We start from the raw sequence: 12,025 nt of genomic DNA on the forward strand, positions 1-12,025 counted from the left end.
CTTACAACTGTGGCAATTTTTATACGGTTGCCAGTCTTTCATAATATCGATTCAGAATCTCTGCCTGATGTGACACCTCTCTCTCTCTTGCCCGCTCCAATCCATTCAATGTCAGCGTCGGAATCTTTCTTTCCAAAATTTCTTCAATCCGCTCTTTGAATTCCTGATTATCTCTTCCCTTATAGACATCTCTATTTTCTTCCAGCCAGTCACTGTAAACCGGAATATCACGAAGCAACACCGGAATCTGAGAGGCTAACGCCTCCAGCACGACAATTCCCTCTGTCTCCTCATAAGATGGAAAGAAAAACAGATCGCAGCTGCTATACGCCATCTGAAGCTCTTCTTTTGGCAGATATCCGGTAAATTTAAGATTTGGCAGCTTTGTGTGAACCGCCTCTCTGATTTTCTTTGGAATTTGGCTATCCGGCGTATAGCCGAACCAGACAAACTGATATTCCGGCATCTGCTTTGCAAGTTCTACAAAGTCTAAAATTCCTTTTCTCTCAAAATAAAGTCCTACTGACATCACAATCTTGTCTGTATTTTTAAATCCATACTTATTTCGGAATTTCTCACGAGCCAGTATGTTCTTTTGAAACAACATAGTATCCACACCGTTTGAGATAACCTCAATCTGTTTTTTGATACCGTACCCCTCAAGTAATGACTTCGAATAATTTGTCGGGGTTAAAATCAGATCTCCGGTCTGATAGCATTTCATAATCCACTTCTTGAATAACGGTGCAATCAGATTCGAACCTGTAAAGGAATTTTGAAAATCCTCTTTTGTAGAATGGGCGTGATAAACTACTTTTTTCCCGCATTTTTTCGCTTTCTTTGCCATAAAATAATCACTCGGAAAAATCGTATTGATATGTACTACATCGTAATCATCTTTTGGGTCTGTCGTCACTTCCACACCGTTTCCCTTAAGAGATTCTTCTTGCATAACCATGGCTCTCCCCACTCCACTTTTTAAGACGACTTGTCGATTCTTCGCATATAACAGCACTTTCATTTTTCTCACACTCTCTTTCCAATAATACTTTTTCATAACAGCTTTCCACACGCTTTCCAAATCGTTTTGTTCCATACTCTTCTGCGATTTTCCGGCTGTGCTGTCTCGCATTTTCAAATATTTCTTTTTCATCCAATAGTCTTTCTACGCCGGACACAAACTGTCCGATTGATTCATAAGAATATCCGTTTCCGCCTTCCTCCAGCACTCCGTAAAGGCAAGGGTCCTTCCTGCACACAAGCGGAAGTCCGCTTGCCATCGCCTCAATATAAGTCAACCCCTGTGTTTCGCTTGTCGACGCACATGTAAAAATGTCTCCCAATTTATAATAATCGGCTACTTCGTTTGGATTTACCATACCTGCAAACCGAACCGATCTTTCGATACCTAATTCCTTCGCCAGCTGCTCCAGGCTTCCTCTTGCCGGTCCGCCCCCCACAATCAAAAGAACGACATCCTGTCTTTTTGAAAGCAGTGCTTTCATTCCGCGCAGCAGCTCATCAATCTGTTTTTCAAATCCAAGTCTTCCAAGACTTAGCAGAACTGTTTTGTCCTCTGGAATCTGATACTTTTCTTTCAATCTTTTTGTCATCTCCGTCTCTTGTTTTTTAAAAAAACGGTCAATCTGTATTCCCGATGGAATGATCTGAATGTTGTTTTCCATTCCGTATTCCAAAAGTGCATATTCTACTTTTTTCGTAGGTGCAATGATGGTATCTACATTTCGCAATCTCAATTTAATCCATTTTCCAAGTGCCGCCCGGCTCAATGTCTTTCCAATCGGAACATATTCTGTATACTGTTCATACAATGTGTGGTAAGTATGAATAAACACAGCGCCTGTCGCTTTCACAATCTTCTTTGCATAGCCAAAACTGAAAAATTCACATTGACTGTGTACCACATCCGGTTTCCACCGAATCAGTTCTTCTATATAATCCGCGCACTTGGATACCGGAATTCTAATATCCGGATATATCTTTGCCGGCACAGATTTCATATAGTAGACATTATCTTTTTGGTAGGACGCATATTGATCAGACACAGTCAGAATTCTCACTTCATGTCCTTGCTTTGTCAATTCTTTCTCCAGATTTTTTACAGAAGTTACCACTCCGTTAATAGTTGAATCAAATAAATCGCTTGTAATTAGTACTTTCATAATGCTGTCCCCTTTTCTCTTCCTTTGTTATCTATGCTATGAGTTTCCCTAAAAATCCGCCTGCGTAAATCAGAGCCATGCTGTATGCTGCGATAGATGCCGGCTTTCCTAATAAAATGATCGCTGAAAATTTCTTCCACGACATCTTTGTCAATCCTGCAATCATGCAAAGCACATCATCCGGAGCACACGGGAAAAAAATCGCAAGTGCAAAAAACTTATCAAATTTCTTTCCTTTGTCAAGCCATGTAATATACTTGTCATAGGTTTCTTCCTTCACAAAAAATTTCACCAGGCATTGTCCATATCTTCTTGCCAAATAGAAATTGATTCCGGAACCTACCACAATTCCGATGTAGTTATAAAGCAGTCCATACCATGGTCCAAATATGACAACACCTACTGCACATGTGATTCCTCCCGGAATAATCGGAACAACCACCTGTACCATCTGAATTAAGATAAATGTCACCGGCGCCCATATTCCGCCTTTTCGAACCAATTCTTCCATCATGGCCCGATCTGTAAAAATTCCACTCTTTACACCATATATGACAAATGCAGCCATTGCCGCAGTACAAAGTACCGTCAAAATATTAATTGCTTTTTTCATTCCCTCTTTCTGCATCTTTCCATCCTCCTCTTAGTACTCTTATTTTATAAAATTAAAGTTTCAAAAAAGGTACATCCATTTTTCGAAAAGGTACAATCTTGAAACTTTCCTTCTTTCTAGTATTAATGTTACCAAATCAATTTTAAAATATCATAAGGGCTTTATTAAGACTTCTTAAAGATTTCAGTTCTATTTCTGATGATTTTACAGATTTTCTTAAGAAATTAAAAAAGAGCAAGCTCTTTTGCCAATGTCATTAAGTTAAGATATTAAAAATGTATTCTCTTATAGATCAAGGTATATAGAAAAATGTACCCTGCTCTTTTTTTGTGATTAAAAAAAATGGTTGACAAATACCAAAAAAATTGCGGCGAAGCCCCTTGTTTATAGGAGGTGACGTCGTGAATACACACGCTAATGAACTTAAAAATTGTTTACTAAAGATTATTGATGAAATGGCGCTTTCTTCTGACATCTTTAATCTTTCAGGAAAACCGGCTTTTGTCGTAAAAGTAAATTTAACTTTTCTACGTTGATTCAATTTATTCTTTCTTTTGGAAGCAACAGTCTTGGACATGAGATAGGAGAATTTTTTGAATATAGGAAAGGGTTTCCAACTGTGTCAGCATTTGTCCAACAAAGAAAAAAACTCAGTTACACTGCCTTAGAACATTTGTTTTATCGCTTTAATGAATGTACATTTAAAAAACCTGTCCTTTATAAAAATTATCGTTTACTTGCAATTGATGGAAGTGATTTTTCACTACCTTACAACTCTCAAGAAGATAATGTTATGGGGGATAATCATTTTTCGACCCTCCATTTGAATGCACTTTTTGATGTTTGTAGTAAAAGCTTTTTGGATGTCATTGTTCAAAAGGGATTGCACGAAAACGAAACAGGTGCAGCATGTGAACTTGTGGATCGAATCAGTGAAAAACATCCTGTTATAATCATGGCAGACCGTGGTTATGAGAACTATAATCTTTTCGCTCATATTGAAGAGAGACTTTTTGATTATGTTGTAAGAGTCAGAGATTCTGATAATTCCTGTATGGTTTCTGGGTTAAATCTTCCTAAAACAGAGGAATATGATATTACAAAACGGGTGGTATTAACCAGACATTTCTCTGGTCCAGCTGCGATTAACACAGAAAAATATAAGTATCTTTCAAAGAAGTCCCGGTTTGATTATATTGAAAATAGCAAAAGTCCTGATTATGAGATAACAATACGGTTTGTCAGGTTCCTTTTAGATGACAATACATATGAAGTTATTGCAACGAGCCTTCCAGAAGAAATATTTTCAATGGAAGATTTGAAAGAAATCTATCATCAAAGATGGGGAATAGAAACTGGCTTCAGAGAATTGAAATATATTCTTGGATTGTCAGCATTTCATTCTAAACAGGAGAATTCTATTTTACAGGAAATATACGCAAGATTAGTTATGTACAACTTTAGCATGTTGATTGCTCAACATGTAAAACCAAAAGAAAAAGATCTGAAGTATAAACTACAGATCAATTTCACGCAGGCTGCCAAAATCTGTTTGAACTTTTTCAGGTACAAAGGAAAGGAGCCTCCTTATGATATTGAAGCCACAATTCAACGATTCTTACTCCCAATAAGACCCAACCGAAAACGACAGCGAGTTTCTGTCAGTACATGTGTGGTTTCATTCAATTATAGATTAGCATAAATCAGAAATAATTCAATCTCTTTTACTCCTCCGATTCCGAAGGAGCTATTGTGCTATCAAAAAATCAAACGAAATTTTTCTTGTAATACAAAATCAGAGCATATCCGAATTAGATATACTCTGATTTGTATATTTTTGTTTTGGATTGCCATTTACATCATTTTAACTTAATGATATTGGCTCTTTTGCTCACTCCCTTTTGATTATTCATCAAATCCGACAACAAGGTAAAATCCCCGTTCGGTCTCTTTGATCTGATTGATGATTCCTTTGTCTGATTTTATTCTCTGATTGCTTCGATAAATTCCAGACATCGCAACCGACGGTTCTACAATATAGCTGTAAAGACTTCCATTAACTCTCTCAGTCACTTTAATTTCCTGCCCTTCTTCTACCAGACCTTTTCGTTCCATTTTAAACTGCTCTTCTCGCATTTTTACATCTTCTTTCTACTTTGTTTTTGACACAATTGTTCTGCTCGTCTAAGCGCCGTCTCTATGCTCTCGCAGAAATTCTCACTTCCCACATCCACTACAAATCCTGCTTTTTCCATCATTCTACGCGGTTGTTCTGTCACATGGGATAAAATCAAAGTAATATTCTTTCTTTTGCACGAACGATATACTTCTTCCAATTTTCGTAATGCAGATACGTCCATTGCCGGCACATCACTCATCCTCAATATGACAACCTTCGTATTTTTATCTGCTGATACACTCAAAAATTTGTCTGCTGCTGCAAAAAACATCGGTCCTTCCAGTTCATACACAAGTGTTCCTTTGGGCACAATGCGAAGTCCTTCTCTTTCCTCTTCTACATATTCCCAACTTCTGACATCTGCCACATCAGACATTCTTTTCAAAAACAAAATCACCGCCAGCATAAATCCAATTTCAATCGCAACAACCAAGTCAAACACAACTGTCAGCACAAATGTTGTCACCAGCACAAATATATCGCTTTTCGGCGCTGTTTTCAAAAGAGTCACAAACTCTCTCCAACCACACATATTGTAGGCAACCATAAAAAGAATTGCCGCAATCGCAGGCATCGGAATCAATGCCGCATAAGGCATCAGCACAATCAGAATTAGTAATAATACTACGGAATGAACCATTCCAGCGATTGGAGTACGCCCTCCGTTTTTCACGTTTGCTGCTGTTCTTGCAATTGCACCTGTCGCTGGAATTCCTCCGAATATACCAGATGCAATATTTCCTGCTCCCTGAGCAATCAATTCCACATTTGGATTATGTCTGTCTCCAATCATTCCATCCGATACAACACAAGACAAAAGTGACTCGATCGCCGCCAGTACTGCAATTGTAAATGCATCCGGAAGTACACTCTCGATCAATTCCAAACTAAATTGGGGCATAGACGGTACCGGAAGTTTATTCGATATCTCATACAGACTTCCGATTGTATTGACCTCCATATCCAGCCCTTTCACAAGCACAATTGTTACAATGACAGCAATCAGAGACGGTGGGATTTTTGCGTTGATCTTCGGCCAGACAATCAGGATTGCCAGTGCAATCAGTCCAACGCTCAACGCCTGCGCATTGATTGTCCCAATCGTGTCTATGCACTCTTTTAATTTTTCCATCGTCTCAATCGGAGCATGTTTAAATTCCAGTCCCAAAAAGTCTTTAATCTGCCCAATTACAATCGTCACAGCGATTCCACTTGTAAATCCTGTCACAATCGTATACGGAATAAACTTGATCAATCCTCCAAGCTTAAAGACTCCCATCAGGATCAAAATCACTCCGGCAAGAATTGTCGCTGCGACAAGACCTGCCATTCCTTTCTGTGCGACAATCCCTGCTACAATCGTCGCAAATGCTGCTGTCGGACCAGATATCTGCACCCGGCTTCCGCCAAGCATTGCTATAACAAATCCTGCCACAATCGCAGTATAAATTCCCTGTTCCGGGCTCACGCCGGATGCCAGTGCTAACGCAATCGACAATGGCAATGCAATGATTGCCACGATAATCCCTGCCACAATATCTTTTATAAATTGTTCCTTCGAATACTCTTTCCACATCAGGAACAATTTTGGTATTCTCTCTTCCATTCCTTATTCTTACCCCACTCACATTTTATTTTCGTTTTAAATACTGTTTTAAATCCTCCATCGCCTCTCGGTACTTTTTAGATTCTATTCTAGGAAACGCCTTCAGTAAACGTCTCGAAACTCGTATTCCTTTTCCACCAACTTCTTTATACTTTTTCTTCAAATCCGCAATTTTTTCCATTGCCTCATCTGACACATCTTGTATTTTCCCTTTCACTCCGTCAGATGCTTCCTGCACTTTTAATTTCCATTCATCTCTTCGCTCTAACACTTCTACAACTTCCTGATAAATGTTCTCTCCAAGTTCGTCTGAGATACGATGTAAATCTGTTGCAATCTCTTTCATCTTCTCTAAGTGCTTGTTCATCTTCAAAATTGTGGAAGCTGTCACATACAAATCGGCAAACATCACAATACCCAGCACAACAATCAAGGTCATTCCTACTGGAAACGGAATCCATGACAACACTTTATGAATCAGTGGATGGATAAAATCTACGATCAGAACGCACGCTGCTCCCCAAATCAAAGAAAACAAAAGGCACACATAACCATTCAGATTCAGAGGCATCTTTGAGTAATCCCACCACTTATTATGAAATATTTTCTCCAAAATAAATCCGGTCACCCATTCCAAAGCAGTCACCATCACTACAGATGCAATATACAGCAGCACCAGATTTTCCTTGTATGGTGTCAAAAACTGAACAACAATCCCTACACCGATTCCATATATCGGACAGATCGGACCGTTTAGAAATCCTCTGTTTACAAATTTTCGCTCCTTGCATGCCGCAAATGCAACTTCTGTGCACCATCCTAAAAAACCATATACAAAAAAATATAAGATTAAATAATACAAACTATTTCCTCCTAATTGTCTGTTATATCTTCTTCATGCTGGCATCAATTGTATAATAAGTCTGGCAATCTTTCAAGTAAAATCCCGAATTATTTTTTACTTTTATGAACCGTTTATGGTTGCAGTCAGAAATTATTTATGATATGCTTAGTCCCACAAATCAAACATTCTATAACTTCTAATATCTCGTGACAGCCGTCACAAGAACCCCAATTTGTATTCATATTTTATTTAAAGAAAGATGGTGATGCCTATGAATCTTTATGCCCTTTCCATTGATTCACAGGCATAAATTTGATAAGATATAAAGGAGGAACACATTTGACAGAACATAAGATAAATAAGAAGTATAAAGACAGGATATTCCGGATGATTTTCCATGAGAAAAAGGAGCTTTTGGAGCTTTACAACGCAGTCAATAACAGTAATTACACAAATCCCGATGATTTAACTATTACTACCATCGAGGACGTTGTCTACATGGGAATGAAAAATGACTTGTCCTTTCTCATCGGGGATGTGATGAATCTGTATGAGCATCAAAGTTCATTCAGTCCAAACCTGCCATTGAGAGGATTATTCTATTTTTCATCCCTGTACAAAGAGTATATCGAACCGGTAAAGCACCGCCTGTATACAGCATCGCCGCTCCATATTCCCTTTCCAAAGTATGTTGTTTTTTACAACGGAACAAAGAAAGAACCGGAGCGGCAGGAATTAAAGCTGAGTGATTTGTTTCTTGAAAACAAAGAGGAAACAACTCCATCTTTGGAATGTACAGCAGTTGTACTCAATATCAATTTAGGGAAAAACCGAGAGTTAATGGAGAAATGCAGACCATTAAAGGAATACGCAGAGTTTATCAGTATCATCCGAAAATATCTTTCGGAACAGATGGACTTTGGAAATGCAGTGAATAAAGCAGTGGATTTCTGTATCCACAATGGGATTCTTGCGGATATACTTCAAAAAAATCGATCGGAGGTCGTGGATATGATTTTGACAGAATATGACGAAGAAGAATTTCGGAGAGCATGGAGAGAAGATTTATTGAATGAAGGATTCCGTAAAGGTTTGAACAACGGTTTAAGTAAAGGAATCAAAGGAACTATTCATGCTTGTATGAAATTTAATGTTCCAAAAGAAGATGTAATGCAAAACCTGATGGAAGAATTTTCACTGTCACAGGAAGAGGCTGAAAAGTATTTAGAAGAATACTGGAAATAAATTTCATGCAAAATAGCGATCTCCCATAGAACGCAATGCTTTTAGCATCTCGTTCTACGGGAGATTGTTTTCATCTATATCTTCCAGTTCCTGTTCCTCTTCCACATCATAAAAAAATGTTTCATCCAAATGTTTATTTATGACGCGCTTCCCCCCAATATCTCCGGCAAGTTCCAATAGCTCTTTTTGATATTCTGCCGTAAAAATACACGGATTTCCAGTTCTGTTCCCATATCTTACACAGGCACAGCTCTTCCCACTTTTTTGAAATGCTTCCACAAATCTTTCAAGCGTCTCTGCTTTCAGGTACGGCTGATCTGCCACAAGGAAGCACCATGCCTCTTCTTCAGACGCCGCAAGACCAAGCTGTATCGAGTGCGATATCCCAAGATAACTCTCTGTATTTCGCACTGTCAGATACCCTTCCCTTGACAACGTATCCAAGATCTCATCATATTGGCTCACCACAATTTTCTCCGCAAATACCGTCGTATCCAGTTTCGCAACTTCATCGACACTGTACCTGTACATCGGTTTTCCATGAAGTTCATACAATAATTTATTTGAGCCAAAACGGCGGCTGTCCCCAGCCGCCAGTAAAATCAAACTAATTTTCATTGTTTTGCATTCCCATGTATACTTTTTCTGAAGTGATCGGCAGTTCTTTGATCTGCACTCCGGTCGCATTATATACTGCATGTGCAATTGCCGGTGACGGCGTATTGATCACAACCTCACCGATGGATTTTGCTCCAAACGGACCTGTCGGCTCATAACTGCTCTCAAATTCAACACGTATATCTCCCACATCCATTCTAGACGGAATCTTATACTGCATAAAAGAATTACTCAGACACTGTCCCTTTTCATTGTACACAACATTCTCATACAGAGCCATACCGATTCCCTGTGCAATTCCACCTTCTGTCTGTATGCGGGCAAGGTTTGGATTGACTACAGTTCCGCAGTCTACAACCGCTGCATAATCAATCAACTCTACTTTTCCGGTCTCTTTATCGACTTCTACTTCTGCCATTCCGACCATAAACGGTGGTGGTGACACCGGCGAAGAATGTGCCCCTGCAGCTACCAGTGCTTCCTCGTTATTTGTCATCACTCTGTTTCCGATTTCTTTTAAAGAAATGGATACATCTTTGGAACGCATGAACACTTTTTGTCCGTCAAAATCGACCTCTTCCACGTCGCATTCCAAATACTTTGCTCCCTGCGCCAATATTTTTTCCCGAAGGGAATCACACGCTTTCACCACTGCCATTCCGGTCAGATATGTCGTACTTGACGCATACGATCCGGAATCATATGGCGAAATATCTGTGTCCACCCCATGCACGATAAAATCATCTGCCGAGCAGTCCATACAGTCTGCCGCCATCTGTGCCAAAATGGTATCACACCCGGTTCCCATATCAGATGCTCCAATCATCAACGAATAGAACCCATCATCATTTACCTTGATCGATACCGATGCATGATCCACTTTGGAGATTGATGATCCCTGCATTGCCATCGCCACACCGACACCTCTGACTTTTCCATTTCCCATATCGCGTGCCGGATATTTTTTCTCCCAGTCAATCATCTCTTTCGCACGCAAAAGGCATCTGTCAAGCGCACAGCTGTTTGCAGTCTCACCGTAGTATGCCGGCATCACATCACCTTCCCGCACAATATTTTTCAGGCGAAGTTCTACCGGATCCATCTGCATCTTGGCAGCAAGCTCATTGACCGCTGACTCAACCGCAAAAATCCCCTGTGTCGCTCCATATCCTCTGTATGCCCCTGACGACATCTTATTCGTATAGACAACATCATATGCAAATCGGAATGCTTCTGCCTGCCCATACATCGGAATGGACTTATGCCCTGACAAGCCTACTGTAGTCGGTCCATGTTCTCCAAACGCTCCTGTGTTGGAAAGTGTATACACATCGATTGCACGAATTTTTCCTTCTTTATTTGCCCCCACTCTTACAGTCACTTCCATCTCATGACGTGGCGAAGATGCAATTTGGGATTCTTCCCTTGTATAGACAATTTTTGCCGGTTTCCCCGTCTTCATTGTCACAATTGCCGGATACACTTCTGTGATTACTGTCTGTTTTGCTCCGAATCCTCCTCCTATTCTAGGTTTGATCACTCGAATCTGAGACTTCGGTATATCCAGCGCATTCGCAAGGATACGTCGCACATGGAATGTAATCTGCGTAGAGGATACCACGTTCAGTCTTCCATAAGTATCCATATATGTATATGTGCGGAATGTCTCCATCATTGCCTGCTGGTTTGCCTGCGTATGATACGTTCCCTCCACTACATAATCACAGTCTTCCAAAATCTTATCCACATCTCCATTTTGTTCCGAACCGGTCGCGCAAAGATTTCTTTTATTATCCGCGCCCACATCGCATAGTGCTTTCCAGTTCTCTTCTGGATGAACAAGAATCTTGGCATCTTTTGCCTGGTGAAAATCAAGTACAGCCTCCAGCACTTCGTATTTTACTTTTATTAATTTCAGCGCCTTTTCAACTGCCTCTTCCGTCTTTCCTGCCACAATTGCGACCGCATCGCCCACAAAACGTACTCGTCTGTCCAAAATGAGGCGATCATACGGACTTGGTTCCGGATAGGTCTGACCCGCCATTGTAAATCTTTTATCCGGCACATCCTCATAAGTCAGAATACATTCAATTCCCGGCACTTTCATCGCAATGTCTGTGTTGATTTCCTCAATCACTGCATGTGCGTGTGGGCTTCGAAGAATCTTACAGACAAGACAGTCCTTTGGAGCAATATCATCTGTATAGACTGGCTTTCCTGTTACAAGAGCCATCGCATCTTTTTTCATAATTGGTGCATTTACAGACTTCATCTACTTCTCCTCCTTCTTCATCTTTAAGAATTTCTGAATCGCACGAAGCTGTCCCATATACCCCGTGCATCTGCACAGATTTCCAGACAGATATTCTTTAATCTCATCAAGACCCGGATTTTCCAGTTCTTTCGACATGGCAATCACATTCATGATAAATCCCGGACTGCAATAGCCACACTGCTCTGCCCCTTCATTTGCAAGAAATGCCCCAAACTCTGCCGCTTCCTCCTGCATGCCTTCCATCGTCGTCACCGTTTTTCCATTCGCACGCATCGCAAGCGTTGAACAGGACAGCATTGGTGTTCCATCCACCAAAACAGTGCAAAGACCACAGTTTGCAGTCTCGCATCCTCTTTTTACACTATAACACCCTTGTGAACGTACAAAGTCCAAAAGAAGCATATCCGGTGCAATCTCTTCCAGGACTGTCTTTCCATTTAAAACCAATTTTAATTCCGCCAT

10 protein-coding genes and 1 pseudogene are annotated in these 12,025 nt (G+C 40.1%); 2 read left to right on the plus strand and 9 right to left on the minus strand.

All coding sequences use genetic code 11. The annotated features are described in order from the left end of the window. Positions 1-19: 19 nt before the first annotated feature. Genes BQ5364_RS12825 through BQ5364_RS12835 form a run of 3 tightly spaced genes read right to left on the minus strand, consistent with a single transcriptional unit; the run spans position 20 to position 2,811 of the window. Positions 20-952 (minus strand): glycosyltransferase, encoded by a 933-nt coding sequence (locus BQ5364_RS12825; RefSeq protein ID WP_235837170.1) that lies wholly within the window; start codon positions 950-952, stop codon positions 20-22. After that, positions 933-2,183 (minus strand): glycosyltransferase family 4 protein, encoded by a 1,251-nt coding sequence (locus tag BQ5364_RS12830; RefSeq protein ID WP_071144418.1) that lies wholly within the window; start codon positions 2,181-2,183, stop codon positions 933-935. Before BQ5364_RS12830 ends, BQ5364_RS12825 begins: the two co-directional genes overlap by 20 nt. Before the next feature lie 31 nt (positions 2,184-2,214). After that, on the minus strand, positions 2,215-2,811 hold the full coding sequence (locus BQ5364_RS12835) for a TVP38/TMEM64 family protein (RefSeq protein WP_004611071.1): 597 nt from the start codon (positions 2,809-2,811) through the stop codon (positions 2,215-2,217). Positions 2,812-3,319: 508 nt separating this feature from the next. On the opposite strand from BQ5364_RS12835, the pseudogene BQ5364_RS12840 reads away from it, so the two are divergent. Continuing rightward, positions 3,320-4,498, plus strand: a pseudogene (locus BQ5364_RS12840) (IS4 family transposase); the annotation flags it as partial. A 203-nt stretch (positions 4,499-4,701) separates the two neighbouring features. Here the strand turns inward: BQ5364_RS12840 and BQ5364_RS12845 are convergent. From BQ5364_RS12845 to BQ5364_RS12855, 3 genes are read right to left on the minus strand one after another with little or no spacing between them, the layout of a single operon-like run. Then, positions 4,702-4,932 carry a hypothetical protein gene (locus tag BQ5364_RS12845; protein WP_071144419.1) on the minus strand — a complete coding sequence of 77 codons (231 nt, stop codon included), beginning with the start codon at positions 4,930-4,932 and terminating at the stop codon, positions 4,702-4,704. 2 nt (positions 4,933-4,934) lie between these two features. Then, positions 4,935-6,581, minus strand: a complete 1,647-nt coding sequence (locus tag BQ5364_RS12850) for a SulP family inorganic anion transporter (RefSeq protein WP_004611077.1) — start codon at positions 6,579-6,581, stop codon at positions 4,935-4,937. Positions 6,582-6,606: 25 nt separating this feature from the next. Further along, the gene (locus BQ5364_RS12855) at positions 6,607-7,443 is read right to left on the minus strand and encodes a putative ABC transporter permease (RefSeq protein WP_004611078.1); all 837 of its coding nucleotides are present in this window, start codon (positions 7,441-7,443) and stop codon (positions 6,607-6,609) included. 321 nt (positions 7,444-7,764) lie between these two features. On the opposite strand from BQ5364_RS12855, the gene BQ5364_RS12860 reads away from it, so the two are divergent. Continuing rightward, positions 7,765-8,670 carry a hypothetical protein gene (locus BQ5364_RS12860; protein ID WP_227038960.1) on the plus strand — a complete coding sequence of 302 codons (906 nt, stop codon included), beginning with the start codon at positions 7,765-7,767 and terminating at the stop codon, positions 8,668-8,670. Between the two features lie 54 nt (positions 8,671-8,724). On the opposite strand, the gene BQ5364_RS12865 is transcribed toward BQ5364_RS12860, so the two are convergent. Genes BQ5364_RS12865 through BQ5364_RS12875 form a run of 3 tightly spaced genes read right to left on the minus strand, consistent with a single transcriptional unit; the run spans position 8,725 to position 12,025 of the window. After that, positions 8,725-9,288: a nucleotidyltransferase family protein gene (locus BQ5364_RS12865; RefSeq protein WP_004611080.1), complete on the minus strand. Its 564-nt coding sequence runs from the start codon at positions 9,286-9,288 to the stop codon at positions 8,725-8,727. After that, positions 9,278-11,560 carry a xanthine dehydrogenase family protein molybdopterin-binding subunit gene (locus BQ5364_RS12870; RefSeq protein WP_004611081.1) on the minus strand — a complete coding sequence of 761 codons (2,283 nt, stop codon included), beginning with the start codon at positions 11,558-11,560 and terminating at the stop codon, positions 9,278-9,280. Before BQ5364_RS12870 ends, BQ5364_RS12865 begins: the two co-directional genes overlap by 11 nt. Next, the gene (locus tag BQ5364_RS12875; RefSeq protein ID WP_004611082.1) at positions 11,561-12,025 is read right to left on the minus strand and encodes a (2Fe-2S)-binding protein; all 465 of its coding nucleotides are present in this window, start codon (positions 12,023-12,025) and stop codon (positions 11,561-11,563) included. It abuts the gene before it with no gap.

Origin of the sequence: Coprococcus phoceensis (assembly GCF_900104635.1) — a bacterium.
GTDB lineage: Bacteria > Bacillota > Clostridia > Lachnospirales > Lachnospiraceae > Faecalimonas > Faecalimonas phoceensis.